The sequence below is a fragment of the Pediococcus pentosaceus ATCC 25745 genome, from assembly GCF_000014505.1.
GTDB lineage: Bacteria > Bacillota > Bacilli > Lactobacillales > Lactobacillaceae > Pediococcus > Pediococcus pentosaceus.
Genome location: NC_008525.1, coordinates 237185 through 255965 on the forward strand (window position 1 = coordinate 237185; position 18781 = coordinate 255965).

The following is an 18781-nucleotide window of genomic DNA, read 5'->3' on the forward strand; positions in this document are numbered from 1 at the left end:
CACTTGGTAGCAGATGAAAAAAAACGCACGAACATTAAAAAACATATTTAAAATACCAAAAAGTCACGTGATTGATTATTTAGACTATGTGGATAAGGATGTATATAAGGTGATTTCTTTTTTACAAAGTAATAAAATCAAAATGATTTTGGCATCGGCTGGAGAAAGAATCGAAATTGAACGAATGCTGATTGAATGTCATTTGAAAAAATATTTTGACATAGTTCTTAGTGGAGAAGAGGTTGCCAATAATAAACCAGCTCCAGATATTTATTTAAAAGCTGTTGACGAGAGTGGGGTAGATAAAGAGAAATGTGTAGTGATTGAGGATAGCCCTATTGGGATTGAAGCAGCTAAAAAAGCAGGTTTGTTAGTATGGGCTATTAAAACAAATATTGACCAAACTGGAGCGGATAAAATTCTGAGTAATATGCGTGAAATTATAATGAATATGAACTTGCTGACGTAAGAGGATAAGTTTTTAGCAAAATTTTGTAAAAATATACTTCACTTTTTATTAAAAGAAGGGACTTTTGTTGTCGCCAATTCCAATATTTAATGATAAAGTTTTACATGAGTGCTATCACGATTGTGTGCCAGTCGAGGTACATTAATAGAAAAATGAATTTATGCACAATTAAGTAATTCAAAGGAGGCAGCTCATGGCAGCCACATTAAAAGATATTGCGGATAAAGTTGGCGTATCGTTAGCGACCGTATCACGCGTGCTGAATAAAGATGCGTCTCTTTCAGTTGGCGATGAAACTAGACAAAAAATCCTAAAAACCGCCGAAGCCCTACACTATTCCAAAAGTAAACGACATAATAATTTAACAACTAGAAAACGCTTGGCAATTGTTCAATGGTACTCAGAAACTGAAGAACAAGATGACTTGTATTATATGTCGATTCGAATGGGAATTGAACAACGTGGACAAGACAATCAATTCGAAGTGACACGAATTTTTCAGAATAATTTACAAGAATTAGGTCCAAATGTTGATGCAGTAATAGCAGTAGGAAAATTTAGTAAACCGCAAGTTGAAGAAATTGCAGCCGTTACTGATAATTTAGTTTTTGTGGACGATGATCAATTCGAAGCTGGCTTTGACAGTGTGATAACTGATTTTCAATTAGCCACCGAAAAAGTAGTCGATTATTTCTGGCAACAGGGGATTGAAGATATTGGGATTATCCATGGGTTAGAAATGACGACAGATCACCAATTAACTGTTACAGATCGTCGAATGTTAGGATTTAAGGCCGCGATGACAAAGCGTAACGCCTTTAAACCGGAATTTGTATTCGAGGGTGATTATACTAGCGAATCTGGTTCTAAAATGATGCAAAAGGCAATTGATGTGCTTGGAGATCAGTTACCTAAAGCGTTTTTTGTGGCCAATGATCCCATGGCAGCTGGGGCATTGAAAGCACTTCAGACGAATGGCATTAAAGTACCAGACAGAGTTAAGTTATTCAGTTTTAACAATACTTCATTAGCTACTTTTGTTTATCCTGAATTAAGTGCAGTCAACGTTGATACGGAGTTGATGGGTGCCACAGCAGTCAATTTAGTAATGAGTCGTTTGGCCGGTCGCACCACCACGCAACGTGTGGAACTGGGTACAAGGTTGGTAGAACGAGCTAGTACGAAATAGAATAGAAGTGAATGACTCATAGTGGTCGGATTAAATTATCCAACCACTATGAGTCTTTTTATTTTAACTAAAATATTTACTCAATCCCATCCAAATTTGGTATACTAAAAATGAAAACGGTTTAATTAATACGGAGGTGTCATAATATTGGAAACTAAAAAAGAAGTATTTGATCAAATAGATGGTCAGGATGTCATACGTTATACATTGGTTAATGACCAACAAACTAGAATTTCAGTTTTGAGCTATGGAGGAACATGGCAAGAATTCGTAGTTAATGAGGATGGGGTGGAACGCTCATTAATTTGGGGACTTGACAGCATGGCTGATTATCAACGCGTAGGCTATTGCCTTTGTCAATCAATTGGGCGAGTTGCTGGACGAATCGGCGGAGCTAAATTTAAGATTGATGATCAAGAATACCAAGTTGAGATGAACGAACAAACTCATTCATTGCACGGTGGTGACCACGGTTTTAATACCTTAAATTTCGATGGTAAATTTAGTGAAGATGATGATCAAGTTAGCGTGATTTTATCGAAACATATTAAGGCGAGTGATGATAATTACCCTGGAAACCTTGATGTAGAAATTAAATTTACCCTAGACAATCAAAATCAAGTTTCGATTTCATTTATGGGTGATACGGACGCTGCGACGCTCTTTAACCCAACGAATCATGTTTATTGGAATACAACGGATGATCGAACAAGTTTGGCTAAACAATGGTTGCAAATTAGCAGTACAGCTCACCTTGAATTCGATGAAGAAAAAGTTCCCACTGGCAAGAAGCTTTCGGTTAAAGCAACCGCCTATGATTTTAATCAAGAACAACCTATTGAGGACGCCTTGAAACAGTTAAACGCTGAAAATGGTGGGATTGAATTTGATGATGCTTACGAAGTTAATCCGAGTGAAACTACTCCTATTGCAATGGTAGGTGATACTGATGGTAAACGTCGAGTAAAGCTTTATTCAGATCGCAACGGACTAGTTGTATTCACGGCGAACCCATTTGATCCCGACCAAGAAGCAGCTCATGAGTACAATGCTTTAGCTACTGAGGCACAAACATTACCTGATGCAATCAATCATTCTGATTTTGGTGATATTGTTTTACGTCCAGGTAAGCCAGTTACAAATACTATTCGTTATCAATATGAACGTTTAAACTAAATCTAAATTAAGCGTAAGGTGTAAAAACCGAGCGCTTTTTTAATGGTTAAATAATTTAAAAAGTAGGTAGTAAAACTACATCGAGTGGCCTAAAACACCAAAATTAAAATCGAAAAAAGATTGGAATAGTTGGCTATGGGCAACGATAAATTGGTCTGAGAAGCGGACTAGGTCGTTTAAATACTAATTTACTAAAATAATTAAGCAAATTTTACTAAAAAACATTGACATCCTCTCTGAAAACGATTACATTTAGTGCATAGATAATTAAAGGAGATGTGGTATAGATTATGGATGCAGAAGTTAAACAAAGCAAAAGTCGTAAAATCACTTCGCGACTAGCTTACTCATTTGGTGCATTTGGTCATGATGCGTTTTATGCAACATTATCGACCTATTTTATTATGTTCGTGACTTCCCATTTATTTGATAAGAGTAGTGGGGCTCAAGGAACTAAAATGATCGCGTACATTACGATGATCATTGCAGCGTTACGTTTCGTAGAACTTGCAATTGATCCACTAATTGGTAACGCGATTGATAATACCAATTCACGCTGGGGTCATTTCAAGCCTTGGATTGTTACTGGTGGAACGATTGGTTCAGTTGTTTTAGCACTTTTATTTACCAGTTTAGGTGGTTTAAATACATCTAACCCAATTTTATACTTAATTGTTTTTGCTATTTTATATATTACAATGGATATTTTCTATTCATTTAAAGATGTTGGGTTCTGGTCAATGATTCCTGCGATTTCATTTGATTCAGCAGAACGTGAAAAAACAGCTACCTATGCTCGGGTTGGTTCTAATATTGGACAAAATATCGTTGGTGTAGTCGTTATGCCAATCGTTTTGATGTTTTCAACCAAGGCGAACAGCGGACAAGGTGATAATCGTGGTTGGATGGCCTTCGGGATTATCATCGCTGCGGTTGCTTTGATTTCAGCTTTAGCTGTAGCAATGGGAACTAAAGAAAATGATTCTGAATTACGTAAAAATACTGAAAAAACAACTTTCAAACAAGTTTTCAAAGTATTGGCTCGTAACGACCAATTAATGTGGTTATCTTTAACTTACGGAATTTATACGGCCGGTATGGCAATTACTAACTCACTTGAACTTTACTACTTCACTTACATTTTAGGTGATGCTTCGAAATTTACGTTACTTGGTTCATTAAACGCCATCATTGGGGTGTTCGCCGTATTGGCCTTCCCACCATTGGCAAAGAAGTTTAGCCGTCGTAAAGTATTCTTCTTAGCTATTTCAGTCATGATCATTGCTTTGATTATGTTTGCACTTGCCGGACAATCATTACCAATGATCTTAACTTCTGCCGTACTATTCTACATTCCACAACCACTTATCTTCTTAGTTGTTTTGATGGTTTTAAGTGATTCTGTTGAATATGGACAATTGAAATTTGGTCACCGTGACGAATCATTAACTCTATCTGTTCGTCCTTTACTTGATAAATTAGGTGGAGCTATTTCAAACGGTGTAGTTGGTTTAACTGCCGTTTGGGCTGGCATGACCGCTGGAGCAACTGCTGGGGACGTAACTTCCCACGGACAAGCTATTTTCAAGTTGATGATGTTTGGTGTTCCAGCAGCTATGATTTTAATTGGAGCCTTCATCTTCTTCAAGAAGGTTAAATTGGACGAAAAAATGCATGCTGAAATCGTTGACGAGCTGGAAAAAACTTGGTCAACACATTTGGAAACAGATGAAACACCTGCAGAAATTGAAAAAGAAGACGGAATTACAACTCTTTACCGTAATCCGGTTTCAGGAAAATTAATCAGTTTAGACACCGTTGCAGATGAGACATTTGCGAGTGGAAGTATGGGTAAAGGATTTGCAATTAAACCTACCGATGGTCAAGTTTTAGCTCCATTTGATGGTGAAGTTGTAGCAACTTTCCCAACTCGCCATGCGATTGGACTTCGTTCTGACACAGGCGTCTTAACCTTGATTCATATCGGAATTGGTACCGTTGAAATGCGTGGTACGGGATTTGTTCAATATGTTGAAAAAGGCGATCACGTTAAACAAGGACAAGAATTAATTGAATTCTGGCAGCCTGCAATTAAAAAAGCAGGCCTTGATGATACTGTAATGGTAGTCATTACCAACAAGGATATGCCTGAATTTGATTATCTCAAAGAGCTGGGTGAAGACGTTAAGGATAGCGAAGATGTATTGAAGTTATCCAATACCGGATTATCTAATTAAAGTTGGATTTTAAAAGGACAATCAATGATTTATTCATTGATTGTTCTTTTTTTGCATATTAAAAGCCGATGTTGGAGAATTTAAATCTTTCCAGCATCGGCTTTATCTTAGAAATGAATATTAAAACTGAAATCTAAATCTTGGTTAGCAGGGATGTGGTATTTTGCTTCAACATCTGCTCCCCAACTATCGATTCCACCGACACCGCGAACCGCCCCGTAGATCGAAAGCACGGTTCGTCTTGGTAATGGTAGTTCTTCAAGATGAGTGGCTTGTTCAAGCTCTGCAGCAGTATATGGTAAACAACTGAAAGCAAACGGCTGATCTGCCTGGCTGAAAGTAAGGCTAAAAGGTTGCTTGCTTTGATCGGCGTTATTTTGAGTAGTCGAACGAGTTACCGTTAGTTGACTGGTTTGCATGTGCATGCCACATTCTTGAGGAACAAGATAGGGAGTCACTGGTAATCCGTCAACGTGGAATTGACCTTGAGTTGCCCCTGCTAGACGATCGGGATAAGTTTCCCCAGAAAGTCCTTGGTAGTCAAAACCGGTAGCGGTCGTGGGCATAATGAAACGTAGTCCAAATGCTGGTAGCTCAGGTAAACCTTCACGTCCTGCAAAATGGGTCATGATCTTAATATTACCATCACTAGCAACCGTATAGGTAATGCTTACCGAAGTGCTTGGCACCGTCGGAGTAACGAAATGGTAGGTTAACGCCACTTGATTTGCCATTTCATGGTTGGTATAGCGATTATTAAGGGGAGCAATAGGAAGCGGTTGAACGAGTTGCCCATCCACTGTTAAGTCAATCTTTTGGCAAGTTGTGAATCGATCGGCTGCGTACCATTGTGCAGCTTTAACATCAAAACCATTTCCATGATCATTATCAGTAGTTGCTCGCCAAAATAGCGGAGTTGGTGTGCGGTAGAGCCACTCTTTTTGGTTAACCACTAAAGATTCAAGCCCGCCTCGTTCGTAACTAAAAAGGTAGTGAAAGTTAGGACCTTCTAATCCTAAACTGGCATCGCCATATATGACGTGTAATTGATTATTTGTGTAATCCATAATAGTATTTCACCTCCTGCATTGCTGGTTTAGGGGTTCGATCAGCAAATAGTAATCCATCACCAGAAAACTCATAGTCGGAATGGCGTTCATCGAAATCACCACCGTATCGTAGGACGTCTTGCTGGGTGATTGGATCATGAACTAACAGAGCTTGATCAATGAAGTCCCAAATGAAGCCACCTTGATACATTGGGTATTTATCAATTAAATCATTATACGATTGCATGCCCCCTAAAGAGTTTCCCATATCATGCATATATTCACAGTTTAAGAAAGGTTTATCGGGATTATTTTCTAGATAGCTAGCGATGTTAGCTGGAGTTTCGTACATACGGCTTTCTACATCAGAAATACGATCGCGTAATTCTGGAGTACGAACGACACCTTCATAATGAACCAGTCGAGATGCGTCATGTTCTTTATAGAAAGTTTGCATAGCCGCAATATCTTCACCAGCAAAGGATTCGTTGCCTAATGACCAGAAAATGATGGATGGGTGGTTTTTGAACCATTCATAGTTGGAACGAGCCCGATCAACGACTGCTGCTAACCAATGAGGATTATCCCCAGGAACGTTATAGGAAGGTTCAACAGCCCCCATTTTTTGCCATGAACCATGAGATTCTAGGTTATTTTCAGCCATAACGTAAAGACCGGCTTGATCGCATAGTTCGTACCACGGTAGTTGATCAGGATAATGGCAAGTTCGAACAGCGTTGATATTATTATCAAGCATTGTCTGAATATCGTTCTGCATATCTTGCATGGTGATGACACGCCCACTATGTGCATTCCACTCGTGGCGATTAACCCCGTTGAGAATCAAACGTTGGTTATTAACGTAAATGACTTTATCCTCACGTAATTCCACTCGCCGAAAACCAAATTGATAAGGAACGACTTCCAAGAGCTGATGCTGATTGTTGTAGACTTTAATCAACAACTGATACAAGGTGGGGTTTGTTGGTGACCATAGTTTCAAATTATCAAACGGCATGGAATCAAACAGGACCTTACCCGTTCCGCTTTGGGTCTGACTGGCCACTACCTGTTTATTTTGATCCGTAACGGTTAGTTCTAAGATAGCATCAGTACCAGAAACGTCAGCAGTAACTGCCAAGGTACCGCGCTCAAAATCATCTTTTACCTCCGGTTTGATGTCTAAATCCACAACATGGGCGGCCGGAAGAGCGAGGAGATTAACATCACGAAAAATACCAGAAAAGCGGTACATATCTTGATCTTCAATAAAGGCTGCCGTACTTCTTTTATAAACCTGTACAGCTAAAAGATTATCTTGGTCTTGAAGATAAGGGGTTAAATCAAATTCTGAAGGAGTGAAGCTATCTTCAGCATAACCAATAAAATGGCCATTCAACCAAACGTATAATGCTTCTTCAACTCCTTGAAATTGAATGATAACTCGCTGATTTTTAAATGAATCATCAAGGTCAAAGTGTTTTAAATAAGAGCCGACACTGTTATCAGCAGCATCGCTAAATAATCCAACTTCTAATTGGTCTTGATTAAGTGTGTAAGGGGGACGACGATAAATTTTTCCTTCCCAAGGGTAGAGAGTGTTGATATATTGAATTTGACTGTAGCCTGCTAATTCGATATGCCCTGGTACTTGGATCGTATCAAAATCAGCACTATCAAAATCAGGTGAATAAAAATGGAGCGGACGTTCAGACGGGGTGGACGCAAAGTGAAAACGCCAAGGACCGTTGAGACTTTTAATAAAGCTGCTACCTGTACGGATTTCGTCTAAATCACGATAGTAATGGTGGTCGCTATGGGCAGGTAGTTGATTGACTCGAAAAACTTCAGGATCATCAAGCCACTGAAGATTTGCTTGCATAATAAAACTCCTTTCGTAACCAAAATATAAAACGCTTACAATGAAATAATAGAACATAACCCTAAATTTGTATACGTTGTTTTAGTTAAAATTTAACCAAAATTAATGTTTTTGGAGGATTTAGTAAGCTGTAAGCAACCCTAAATCTATAACACTAGTGTTTTTTAATGAAGCGCTACCATTTTTGTTGTAAATGGATTAAAGAGGTATTGACAAGTGATGGTAAAAGCTATATATTCAAGTTAATAAAATTTTAGTAAAATTATGGAGGAGACACATCATGAACGCAAACGACTTAAAAAAAGAATTTTCCGAAATTTTCGACACCAATCCTGAAAGGGTTTTCTTTTCACCTGGACGAATCAATTTAATTGGTGAACACACAGATTACAATGGTGGTCACGTATTCCCATGTGCAATTACAATCGGAACTTACGGAGTTTATGCTCCTCGTACCGATAATACGGTAAGAATGTACTCAGCTAATATTCCAGATGCTGGAGTTGTTAGTTTTGATGTCAATGCTTTGGATTACGATAAGGCTGCAGATTGGACTAATTATCCTAAAGGAATGATGAATGAATTAGTCAAAACAGGAGTTAAGTTTGACCATGGCTTCGATCTCTACGTTCACGGAAATATGCCAGATGGTGCGGGCTTATCTTCTTCAGCTTCAATTGAATTATTAACCGGAGCAGTTTTAAACGCGGCCTTTGATTTAGGCGTTAGTCAATTAGATCTAGTTAAGATTGGCCAGAAGTGTGAAAACAACTATGTCGGTGTTAACTCTGGTATCATGGACCAATTCGCGGTCGGAATGGGTAAGAAAGATCAAGCAATCTTGCTGGATACTAACACACTTGATTATTCTTATGCTCCGGTTAAATTAGGCAATCACGTCATTGTAATTATGAATACTAATAAACGTCGTGAACTCGCAGATTCTAAATATAATGAACGTCGTTCTGAATGTGAAGAAGCATTGCGTCGTTTACAAACTAAGTTAGACATCAAGACTTTAGGTGATTTAACTAATGATGAATTTGATGAAGCAGCTTACTTAATTAATGATGAAACTTTAATTAAACGCGCACGTCACGCTGTTTTTGAAAATCAAAGAACCATCAAGGCAACTAAGGCTTTGGCAGATGACGACTTAACAACTTTTGGTGAATTAGTTACTGCTTCACACGTTTCATTACACTTTGATTATGAAGTAACGGGTAAGGAATTAGACACTTTAGCTGAAACAGCTTGGAAACAACCTGGTGTATTAGGTGCTCGAATGACTGGTGCTGGTTTTGGTGGTTGTGGAATCGCAATTGTTGAAAAAGACCAAGTTGAAGCTTTCAAGGAAAATGTTGGTAAAGTTTATCGCGATACAATTGGTTATGATGCTGATTTCTATATTGCTGAAATTGCTGATGGACCTAAAGAACTTTAATATTAGTGAAAATTTTTAAATAGTAATACGCATTGAGAGATTGAGGAGGAATTAGAATGGCGGTCTTAGTTTTAGGTGGTGCCGGTTATATCGGCTCCCATGCAGTTGATCGATTAATTACGAAAGGTTACGATGTAGCGGTTGTTGATAACTTGGTTACTGGACACCGCGCAGCCGTAAACCAGCAAGCTCGTTTTTACGAAGGTGATGTACGAGATGCTGAATTTATGGATTCAGTCTTCACCAAAGAAAACGTAGAAGGGGTAATTCATTTTGCTGCGTTTTCCGTGGTCCCTGAATCAATGAAAAATCCTTTGAAGTATTTTGATAATAATACTGCTGGGATGGTTAAACTTCTTGAAGTAATGGCTAAACATGATGTGAAACGGATTGTATTTTCATCTACAGCGGCTACTTATGGCGAACCAGAACGGGTGCCAATTCAAGAATCTGATCCACAAGTTCCAACTAATCCATATGGTGAAAGTAAGTTAGCAATGGAAAAAATCATGCATTGGTCAGATGTGGCTGATGGCATTAAGTTTGTGGCTTTGCGCTACTTTAACGTTGCTGGTGCCAAACCAGATGGCAGTATTGGGGAAGATCATCAACCAGAAACACACTTAGTACCTATTATCTTACAAGTGGCTGCTGGTGAACGGGATCAGTTGCAAATTTTTGGGGATGACTATCCTACTGCTGATGGTACTAATGTACGCGATTACGTCCACGTCGTTGATTTGGCTGATGCTCATATTTTAGCTCTAGAATATCTCAAACAAGGTCATGATAGTAACGCATTCAATCTCGGATCTTCAACAGGCTTCTCCAATCGTCAAATGTTAGAAGCTGCTCGGGAAGTGACAGGAAAGGAAATTCCAGCTGTTATGGCACCAAGACGAGCTGGCGACCCTAGTACTTTAATCGCAGCGAGTGATAAAGCACGTGAAATTTTAGGTTGGCAACCTCAATATGATGATGTTAAGGAAATTATCAAAACTGCTTGGAATTGGAAAGTCAACCATCCAGCTGGATACGATGACCGAGGAGGACAAGCCTAATGAGTAGCTTAGAACAATTTGTCCAAGTTGTAATCGATTCGCCATCACCATACACCAATTTAGACCGAATTTATGTGCATAATCGGATTTTAGGTTTAGTGGGTGAAGATCAACCGGTTGAAGCTACCGATGAGCAAGTGACTAGCTTAGTAGATGCCTTAGTTAAAACTGCGGTTCAAAACGGTAAAATTGAAGATGCTCAATCAGACCGAAGCATTTTGGCAGATCAATTAATGGATTTAGTTACGCCATTACCTTCTATTTTAAATCAACGTTTTTGGGATAAGTATCAAGTTAGCCCTAAAGCAGCGACGGATTATTTCTTTAATTTAAGTAAAACTAATGACTATATTAAAACACGGGCCATTGCTAAGAATGTATCTTTTCCAGCGGAAACTGATTTTGGTGAACTTGAAATTACCATTAATCTTTCTAAACCAGAAAAAGATCCTAAAGCAATTGCAGCTGCTCGTAATCAACCTCAGGATGGTTATCCATTATGCCAATTATGCATGCAAAATGAAGGTTATTTAGGACGTTTGGGTTACCCATCACGTAGCAACCATCGAATTATTCGGATGACCTTGGGTGGTGAAACTTGGGGCTTCCAATATTCACCATACGCATATTTCAATGAACATTCTATTTTCTTAGACCAAATTCACCGCCCTATGGTGATTAATCGTCAGACGTTTACCAATTTACTTGAAATTGTTAAACAGTTACCGCACTACTTTGTAGGGAGTAACGCCGACTTACCCATTGTAGGAGGTTCGATGTTATCACACGAACATTACCAAGGCGGACGTCATGTATTTCCAATGATGAAGGCTCCCATTGCTAGAACGATTGATTTAGGAGTAGCAGGTGTGGAAGCTGGAATTGTGAAATGGCCAATGTCAACAATTCGGTTAGTTGGTAGTGATGTGGTGGCATTGACGGATGCTGCTGTTAAAATTCATGATGCGTGGATGAACTATTCTGATGAAAGTGTTGATGTAAGAGCGTTCACGGACGGAACACGTCATCATACGACGACGCCGATTGCGTACAAGGATGGAGAAAACTATGTTTTGGATGTAGTACTCCGAGATAATCAAACCTCAGCCGAATTTCCAGATGGTATTTTCCATCCCCATCAAGATGTTCAACACATCAAAAAAGAAAACATTGGTTTGATTGAAGTAATGGGAAGAGCGATTTTACCAGCTCGGTTAAAGACAGAATTGGTAGAAGTAGAAAAGTACCTATTGGGTCAAACTAACCAAATGGCAGAAATGCATCAAGCTTGGGCGGATCAATTGAAGGCAACGAATTCAATTACCGCAGAAAATGTTACTGCCGTGGTAAATGCTGCGGTTGGAAATGTTTTTGCGCGAGTTTTAGCTGATGCAGGAGTCTTTAAATGGGATGACGCTGGTGAAGCCGCATTTGCGCGCTTTATCTCAGCCATTAATTAGTAAGATTTTAAGCTCGTTTAAACCTGTAAGAATTATTAGTTATTAAATACGATTCACCTAAGATGGATAATCCTAGGTGGGTCGTATTTTTATTTTAAATTTCACTGGTGCTTTATCGGGAGTCCTTTATAATAAAAACGAAGCAAATTAGTAGGAATGCGACTTAGACAATTAATTTCGGAGGTCATAATATGGAAAAATATCGTACAGAAGAAGATACCCTTGGGCCCGTCCAAATCCCAGTAGACGCACTTTGGGGAGCCCAAACTGAAAGAAGTCGTCATAATTTTGCGACTGGTGCCAAGATGCCCCTGGAAATTATCAAAGCTCTTCTACAGATTAAAAAAGCGGCAGCCATCGCTAATAAAAAGGAACAATCAATGGCTGCTGAAAAAGCGGATTTAATTGTAGTAGCTATTGATCGTCTGCTAGCACTGGATGATGCTGAATTACGGAAAGATTTTCCGCTGGTAGTTTATCAAACTGGTTCGGGAACGCAAACTAACATGAATGTAAACGAAGTGGTGGCCCATATGGCTGCTAAAATTAATGCGGAAATAGAAATTTTGCCTAATGATGATGTTAACCATGGACAAAGTTCAAACGATATTTTCCCAACGGCCATGAATATTACAGCTGCAGTAGCGGTAGTACGCTTGGAAGAGGCAGTTCAACATTTAATTGAACAATTAGACCAAAAACAAAAGCAATATTGGAACGTGGTTAAAATTGGACGAACTCACCTCCAGGATGCGACTCCACTAACTTTTGGGCAAGAAATTAGTGGATGGAAGAGCGCCCTTGAACATGATTTGGAATACTTAAAAGAACTTAATTCAACGCTAAGTGAATTGGCAATGGGGGGTACAGCGGTCGGAACGGGTTTAAATGCAGCTCCGCATTTTTCGTCCATAATTGCAGCTCAGATGAGCGAAGTCTACCACTTTGAATTTACGGCGGATTCTAACAAATTTTATGGACTAGCACATCACTCCGGTTTGAATGTGGTTCACGGAGCGATTAAAACTTTGGCGAGTGATTTGATGAAAATTGCTAATGATATTCGGTTCTTGGGTAGTGGTCCGCGGGCAGGATATGGCGAGTTGAAACTACCAGCAAACGAGCCCGGATCATCAATCATGCCAGGTAAAGTCAATCCAACTCAAGCAGAGGCCCTTACCATGGCGGCAGTGCGGGTTATGGCTAATGACGTTGCGATTGATTTAGCTGCAAGCCAGGGCAATTTTGAAATGAATGTTTATAAACCAGTTATCATCAGCTCTTTCTTGGAATCAACCACTCTATTAGAAGGTACGATTCGTAGTTTTACCGACTTGATGATCGCTGGATTAGAAGTTAATGCGGAACGGATGGAAGAATTAGTTAACCATTCCTTGATGACAGTTACCGCCTTATCTCCTCATATTGGCTACCACGATAGTGCTAAAATCGCTCAGCAGGCTGAAAAAGATGGGACCACGCTGAAAGAAGCTGCCCTAAAATCTGGTAAAGTTACCGCTGAGCAATTTGATCAGTGGGTGGTTCCCATTGAGATGACTAATTATGATAAATAGAGGAGTAAAAAGATGACTTTAGAGCCTGTAAAATATAAAAAGTTTATTGCGCCACTAGTTGTAGGTGTGATTCTATGGCTATTATCACCAGTCAAGCCGGTGGGAGTTTCACTAGCAGCTTGGCATATATTTGCAATTTTTGTTGCTACTATTATTGGCTGTATTACCCAACCTTTACCAATCGGTGGGGTAGCGATTGTTGGCTTCAGTATCACCGTTTTAACGGGTGAAGTCCCCATGGATAAAGCTATTACCGGTTTTGGTAACGATAGTATTTGGTTAATTGTGATGGCATTTTTTATTTCCCGTGGTTTCATTAAAACTGGTTTGGGACGACGAATTGCCTTCCATTTTGTTAGCATGTTTGGTAAGAAAACTTTGGGATTGGCGTATTCTTTGATTGGTGTAGATTTAGTGTTAGCTCCAGCTACGCCCAGTAACACGGCGCGAGCTGGTGGGATTATGTTCCCAATTATTGAATCGCTAGCTAGTGCATTCGGATCATCGCCTAAGGATCATACGCAAGGCAAGATTGGTTCGTTCTTGCTGTTCTCAGAATTTCACGGAAACATCATTACCGCAGCAATGTTTTTAACTGCAATGGCGGGGAATCCGTTGACTCAATCTTTAGCTAAGCCCCTTGGAATTCATATTACATGGATGAATTGGTTCATCGCTGGTGTCGTTCCAGGAATTATTTCTTTAATTGTGGTTCCATTGATTATTTACAAAATCTATCCACCAGAAATTAAGGAAACTCCTAACGCTAAAGAATGGTCTAAGAAGCAACTTGATGCGATGGGTAAAGTTAGTACAGCAGAAAAATTCATGGTTTTAACCTTTATCGTTGCGTTAGTATTATGGATTTTAGGATCATTTTTGGGAATCGATGCAACTTTGACGGCTTTTATTGCCTTATCTTTATTGCTGGTTACCGGTGTCCTTTCTTGGGGCGATGTTACTAAAGAAACCGGGGCTTGGAATACGTTAGTTTGGTTTTCGGTACTTGTAATGATGGCTGGGCAATTAAACGAACTCGGATTTATTCCTTGGCTAAGTAAAACGATTGGTACTTCACTCCATGGAATGAATTGGATGTTAGTATTAGTAATTTTAATTCTGGCATATTTCTATAGTCATTATCTTTTCGCTAGTGCTACTGCCCATGTCAGTGCCATGTATGGGGCTTTTCTAGCCGTGGCCGTTTCTTCAGGAGTACCACCACTACTAGCTGCGTTAATGCTAGGATTTTTTGGTGATTTGATTGGTTCAACCACTCACTATGGAAATGGACCTGCTCCCATTCTATTTGGTTCGGGCTTTGTAACGCAAAAAGATTGGTGGCGGATGAATGCCATTCTGGGTGTGGTTTACATCGTAATTTGGGTTGGAATTGGCTCACTTTGGATGAAAGTGATTGGTATGTGGTAAAAAGCCCTTATTATAATCCGTTACTTTAGACGTGTTTTTATATTTCAAATAGATTAGAATGGTTTATGACCCAAAAAAAGAAGCAGGAGAATTAATAAATGGCTTATCCACAATTAGACTTAGAAAATGCAACTGGTACAAAAGTAACTATTAAAACTAACCAAGGTGACATCAAAATTCAACTTTTTGATGAATTGGTACCTAAAACAGTTAAAAACTTTATTGAATTAGCAGAGAAGGGCTACTACAACGGCGTTATTTTTCATCGGGTGATCCCAGATTTTATGATTCAAGGTGGTGATCCTACGGGAACTGGTATGGGTGGCGAAAGCATCTATGGCAGAACGTTTGAAGATGAATTTTCAAATAAGCTCTATAACTTAAACGGGGCCCTATCTATGGCTAACGCCGGTCCAAATACTAATGGTAGTCAATTCTTTATCGTTACTAACAGTAATGTTCCTAAGCGAATGATTAAACAACTTAAAGCGGCAGAATTTCCTGAAGAAATTGTGGAAGCATATCGTCAAGGAGGAACTCCCTGGCTAGATGGTCGGCATACGGTCTTCGGACAAGTGTTCGAAGGGATGGATGTTGTTAAAGCAATTAGTAAGGTAAAACGTAATGGCGAAGATCGCCCTAACGTAGATGTTGTGATGGAACAAGTAATCGTTGAAAAATAAAGTAAAACCCTCTGAAAATTAATTTTTCGGAGGGTTTTACTTATTGTGCTAAATATTTCTGTAAATCTGCAAATTGATTTTGAATAACTTCAGTTCCTTTTTCGTAAAGGGCCATGAGCTTTTTATCATCACGTTCAACCCGAGATACTGAGACGGGTTCTTGGGGACGTATTACAAAGATTTTTCCTTCACGTTCTAAGCGTTCGATTTCTGCTAATGAACGATTATATTGTTGTGGACGATCTGCAAAAGCTTGGACAAAACGTGGAAAATCACGGTATCTAAACTTAACTAAACGATTCATAGCGCGACTATTTTCCGGTTTACGGTAGCTAATGTCGCGAGTTAAGACCACGACGATCTTTTCGTAGCCTAATTCCTGAGCTCGTCTGAAAGGAATCGAGTCAGCGATTCCGCCATCTAAGTATGGCTGGTGATTAACGACCCGGATATCAGATACTAACGGCATACTGGCTGAAGCTTTGACGGCTTCTTCTTGACCATCGGTATCCGTTTTACGGAAAATATCGGCTTTACCAGTTAAGACGTTGGTAGCGGTAATTTCAAAAATCTGTTTACTTTCATTATAAGCTTTATAGTCAAAGGGGCTGTAATCATAACATTCAGGTGAAAACAAAAAATCTAAGTTAAAGATTCCACCATTACGAATGAGGTTGTTAAAGCCGATATAACGTTTATCATGAAGAAAATGGAGATTAACATCAGCGGAACGTCTTTTTTGCTTTGAAATGTAATTCATAGCGGCCATGGTTCCAGCTGAAACTCCATGGATGTACTCGAAATCCATTTGCTTTTCGAGAAAATAATCCAAAACGGCACTAGTAAAAAATGATCTGAGAGCGCCGCCTTCTAGTATTAAAGCTGCTTTTTCCAATGGAATACCTTCTCTCTTCTAATTTTATAGACACTATTTTAGCGCTTTTGATGGAGTTGTGGCAAATACCTCTCCAATTAAGGCGCTATAGAAGTGATACTAGAAGAGCATTAAAGCTAGGGATAGCGTAAAAATTTTCTCATAAAAATTATTTTTCCATAGTTTCTTTACCTAGGAAGCCGATTGCAATTACAGCTATCATAATGGAGATGAAGAAAATTATAAAAGTAGTTGATAAAGCAACGCCTTTTTCAGTTAAAAATCCCACCAAAAGAGGGCCTACGATCCCACCGATGCGCCCAATTCCGGCTGCTAGCCCGGAACCTGTTCCACGAATTTCTTCAGGATATTGCTCCGGAGAATAGGCATAGAGTGCGCCCCAAGCACCAAGATTAAAGAAGGATAGTAAAATACCAGCTAACAATAACATCATCAGCCCTTGAGCAAAACCAAAGGCGATAGCACTGACGGCAGTACCGAATAAGAAAACCATCAAAGTCCATTTGCGTCCCCATCGCTCAATTAACCAAGCTGCCATAAAGTAACCCGGAAGTTGTGCCACAGTCATGATTAACACATAACCAAAACTGTGAACAATACTATACCCCTTCATCACCATGACACTAGGCAACCAAAGAAACATTCCATAATATGAGAATACAACCATAAACCAAACAATCCAAAGCATCAACGTGGCTTTAGCATAGGGACGACTCCAAATATTTTTTAAACGTAAAGCTAGGCGAGCTTTGGGTGTAAAAGAATGATTTGAATCTGCTTCGCGAATACTAAAACGGAGAACCAAGGCATAGAGCGCCGCTAAGGAAGTGATAAACACGGCAATCCGCCAGCCCCAACTGGGAATGATAAAATAAGAGATTAAAGCCGAAATTAACCAACCGCCAGCCCAAAAACTTTCGAGGAGCACTACTGCCCGCCCTCGAACATGAGCAGGGGCGCTCTCCGAGATTAAAGTCGAAGCAACAGGTAGTTCACCACCCAATCCACAACCGACAATAAAACGAATCATAACAAAAGCCGCATAGGTAGTGGTGAAAGCTGAAATACCGTTAAAAATTGAGAAAATTAGTAAACTAATAATTAAAATTGTTTTTCGATTGTAACGGTCGGCCAGCGCTCCAAATAAAATAGCGCCTACAGCCATCCCAAGTGAACTGATACTACCAATCATGCCAACCTGTGATTCAGTTAAATGCCACTCTGACGTTAAAGCAGCAATTACAAAAGATAATATACCAACGTCCATGGCATCAAAAAGCCAGGCTACCCCCGAAGCTGCTAGTAATTTTTTATAGTTTGAAATTCCATTCAAAATCATCATTCTCCTTTTTAGTGTCAAGACACACTCTGAGTTGAATACAAGATTACAACATAAAACAATATTTATCAATGATTTATTTAAAATTAATGTCTTGACACTTGTAACGGGGATTTTCTGATAAAATATACTCAAGGAGCAATGACTTATGAAAATTAATCGAAAAGTAGCTATCAAAAATCAACTATTAGAAACTAAAACACCAATCAAAGCAGGCACATTGGCTAAACAATTTGAGGTTAGCCGACAAACTATTGTTGGAGATATAGCTTTGTTGCGTGCGCAAGGGGAGCCGATTATTTCAACTTCGAGAGGCTATGAATATGCCAAAAATCATCGATTTGAAGAAATGATCGTTTGTCGTCATTTCCCCGATCAAGCAGAGCGAGAAATGGAACTAATTGTTAAAGAACAGGTGACGATCAAAGACGTTATGATTGACCACCCACTTTACGGACAGCTAGTGGGACAAATCCGTGTGCAAAATAGCAATGATGTCAAACAATTTATGCAACATGTACGGGAAGCTAAAGGGCACTTGCTATCTGAATTAACCGATGGTATCCACAGTCATACTTTAGCAGCGGATAAGATGGAAAATATCGAAAAAGCTAAGGAACAGTTAAAAAAAGTGGGAATTCTATACAAAGAAGGTTAACTAAAGGATTTTTACTGGATTTTGTAGTATAGTACAGCCAAATCATTTTGACGGAGGGATGAAATGTATCGAATTGTACTCATCATTTTTATAATTTATGTAATTGTCCAGATTCCATTTGTGATTAAGGCATATTTAGGGAGACGAAAGTATCGGCAAAAAATTAAAGATGGGGAACGAGCTAATCAGCGGCTAATGAAAGAAAAGAAAGATAAGAAGTAAGTAAAAGGTTGA

The 18781-nt window shown here is 39.2% G+C and carries 16 protein-coding genes; 12 read left to right on the forward strand and 4 right to left on the reverse strand.

Annotated elements, in window-relative coordinates:
* Positions 1-13: 13 nt before the first annotated feature.
* The 4 genes from PEPE_RS00990 to PEPE_RS01005 all read left to right on the forward strand — a co-directional run bounded on the left by PEPE_RS00990 (position 14) and on the right by PEPE_RS01005 (position 5071).
* Positions 14-469 carry an HAD family hydrolase gene (locus tag PEPE_RS00990; protein WP_233418264.1) on the forward strand — a complete coding sequence of 152 codons (456 nt, stop codon included), beginning with the start codon at positions 14-16 and terminating at the stop codon, positions 467-469.
* Positions 470-662: 193 nt separating this feature from the next.
* Positions 663-1658, forward strand: a complete 996-nt coding sequence (locus PEPE_RS00995) for a LacI family DNA-binding transcriptional regulator (protein WP_011672919.1) — start codon at positions 663-665, stop codon at positions 1656-1658.
* A 147-nt stretch (positions 1659-1805) separates the two neighbouring features.
* Positions 1806-2834 (forward strand): aldose epimerase family protein, encoded by a 1029-nt coding sequence (locus tag PEPE_RS01000; RefSeq protein WP_011672920.1) that lies wholly within the window; start codon positions 1806-1808, stop codon positions 2832-2834.
* 290 nt (positions 2835-3124) lie between these two features.
* Positions 3125-5071 (forward strand): PTS sugar transporter subunit IIA, encoded by a 1947-nt coding sequence (locus PEPE_RS01005; RefSeq protein WP_011672921.1) that lies wholly within the window; start codon positions 3125-3127, stop codon positions 5069-5071.
* Positions 5072-5178: 107 nt separating this feature from the next.
* Here the strand turns inward: PEPE_RS01005 and PEPE_RS01010 are convergent, their stop codons facing one another.
* Both PEPE_RS01010 and PEPE_RS01015 read right to left on the reverse strand, forming a co-directional pair.
* Positions 5179-6138, reverse strand: coding sequence for a beta-galactosidase small subunit (locus PEPE_RS01010; RefSeq protein ID WP_011672922.1), 960 nt, complete (start codon positions 6136-6138; stop codon positions 5179-5181).
* Entirely contained in the window at positions 6122-8002 is a 1881-nt protein-coding gene (locus tag PEPE_RS01015; RefSeq protein WP_011672923.1) for a glycoside hydrolase family 2 TIM barrel-domain containing protein, read from the reverse strand. Before PEPE_RS01015 ends, PEPE_RS01010 begins: the two co-directional genes overlap by 17 nt.
* A gap of 280 nt (positions 8003-8282) precedes the next feature.
* On the opposite strand from PEPE_RS01015, the gene PEPE_RS01020 reads away from it, so the two are divergent.
* From PEPE_RS01020 to PEPE_RS01045, 6 genes are all read left to right on the forward strand, one after another.
* Positions 8283-9446: a galactokinase gene (locus tag PEPE_RS01020; protein ID WP_011672924.1), complete on the forward strand. Its 1164-nt coding sequence runs from the start codon at positions 8283-8285 to the stop codon at positions 9444-9446.
* A gap of 56 nt (positions 9447-9502) precedes the next feature.
* Complete coding sequence (gene galE / locus PEPE_RS01025) at positions 9503-10507, forward strand: UDP-glucose 4-epimerase GalE (RefSeq protein ID WP_011672925.1); 1005 nt, start codon at positions 9503-9505, stop codon at positions 10505-10507.
* Positions 10507-11967 (forward strand): UDP-glucose--hexose-1-phosphate uridylyltransferase, encoded by a 1461-nt coding sequence (locus PEPE_RS01030; RefSeq protein ID WP_011672926.1) that lies wholly within the window; start codon positions 10507-10509, stop codon positions 11965-11967. Before galE ends, PEPE_RS01030 begins: the two co-directional genes overlap by 1 nt.
* Positions 11968-12158: 191 nt before the next feature.
* Entirely contained in the window at positions 12159-13541 is a 1383-nt protein-coding gene (locus PEPE_RS01035) for a class II fumarate hydratase (RefSeq protein WP_011672927.1), read from the forward strand.
* 12 nt (positions 13542-13553) lie between these two features.
* Entirely contained in the window at positions 13554-14972 is a 1419-nt protein-coding gene (locus tag PEPE_RS01040; RefSeq protein WP_011672928.1) for an anion permease, read from the forward strand.
* Between the two features lie 98 nt (positions 14973-15070).
* Positions 15071-15655 carry a peptidylprolyl isomerase gene (locus tag PEPE_RS01045; protein ID WP_002834487.1) on the forward strand — a complete coding sequence of 195 codons (585 nt, stop codon included), beginning with the start codon at positions 15071-15073 and terminating at the stop codon, positions 15653-15655.
* A gap of 40 nt (positions 15656-15695) precedes the next feature.
* Here the strand turns inward: PEPE_RS01045 and PEPE_RS01050 are convergent, their stop codons facing one another.
* Together PEPE_RS01050 and PEPE_RS01055 are read right to left on the reverse strand one after the other, a co-directional pair.
* Positions 15696-16550: a patatin family protein gene (locus tag PEPE_RS01050; protein WP_002834486.1), complete on the reverse strand. Its 855-nt coding sequence runs from the start codon at positions 16548-16550 to the stop codon at positions 15696-15698.
* 148 nt (positions 16551-16698) lie between these two features.
* Positions 16699-17892, reverse strand: coding sequence for an MFS transporter (locus PEPE_RS01055; protein WP_099046111.1), 1194 nt, complete (start codon positions 17890-17892; stop codon positions 16699-16701).
* Between the two features lie 145 nt (positions 17893-18037).
* Between PEPE_RS01055 and PEPE_RS01060 the strand changes: the two genes are divergently transcribed.
* Entirely contained in the window at positions 18038-18547 is a 510-nt protein-coding gene (locus tag PEPE_RS01060; protein ID WP_011672930.1) for a transcription repressor NadR, read from the forward strand.
* 63 nt (positions 18548-18610) lie between these two features.
* Positions 18611-18769: a hypothetical protein gene (locus PEPE_RS09235; protein WP_002834483.1), complete on the forward strand. Its 159-nt coding sequence runs from the start codon at positions 18611-18613 to the stop codon at positions 18767-18769.
* The last annotated feature ends 12 nt before the right edge of the window (positions 18770-18781 follow it).

Excerpts from the sequence above, each read along its gene's own strand:
- PEPE_RS00990 (WP_233418264.1), top strand. The coding sequence starts at position 14 with ATGAAAAAAAACGCACGAACATTAAAAAACATATTTAAAATACCAAAA.
- PEPE_RS00995 (WP_011672919.1), top strand. The coding sequence starts at position 663 with ATGGCAGCCACATTAAAAGATATTGCGGATAAAGTTGGCGTATCGTTA.
- PEPE_RS01005 (WP_011672921.1), top strand. The coding sequence starts at position 3,125 with ATGGATGCAGAAGTTAAACAAAGCAAAAGTCGTAAAATCACTTCGCGA.
- PEPE_RS01010 (WP_011672922.1), bottom strand. The coding sequence starts at position 6,138 with ATGGATTACACAAATAATCAATTACACGTCATATATGGCGATGCCAGT.
- PEPE_RS01015 (WP_011672923.1), bottom strand. The coding sequence starts at position 8,002 with ATGCAAGCAAATCTTCAGTGGCTTGATGATCCTGAAGTTTTTCGAGTC.
- PEPE_RS01020 (WP_011672924.1), top strand. The coding sequence starts at position 8,283 with ATGAACGCAAACGACTTAAAAAAAGAATTTTCCGAAATTTTCGACACC.
- galE (WP_011672925.1), top strand. The coding sequence starts at position 9,503 with ATGGCGGTCTTAGTTTTAGGTGGTGCCGGTTATATCGGCTCCCATGCA.
- PEPE_RS01030 (WP_011672926.1), top strand. The coding sequence starts at position 10,507 with ATGAGTAGCTTAGAACAATTTGTCCAAGTTGTAATCGATTCGCCATCA.
- PEPE_RS01035 (WP_011672927.1), top strand. The coding sequence starts at position 12,159 with ATGGAAAAATATCGTACAGAAGAAGATACCCTTGGGCCCGTCCAAATC.
- PEPE_RS01040 (WP_011672928.1), top strand. The coding sequence starts at position 13,554 with ATGACTTTAGAGCCTGTAAAATATAAAAAGTTTATTGCGCCACTAGTT.
- PEPE_RS01045 (WP_002834487.1), top strand. The coding sequence starts at position 15,071 with ATGGCTTATCCACAATTAGACTTAGAAAATGCAACTGGTACAAAAGTA.
- PEPE_RS01055 (WP_099046111.1), bottom strand. The coding sequence starts at position 17,892 with ATGATGATTTTGAATGGAATTTCAAACTATAAAAAATTACTAGCAGCT.
- PEPE_RS01060 (WP_011672930.1), top strand. The coding sequence starts at position 18,038 with ATGAAAATTAATCGAAAAGTAGCTATCAAAAATCAACTATTAGAAACT.
- PEPE_RS09235 (WP_002834483.1), top strand. The coding sequence starts at position 18,611 with ATGTATCGAATTGTACTCATCATTTTTATAATTTATGTAATTGTCCAG.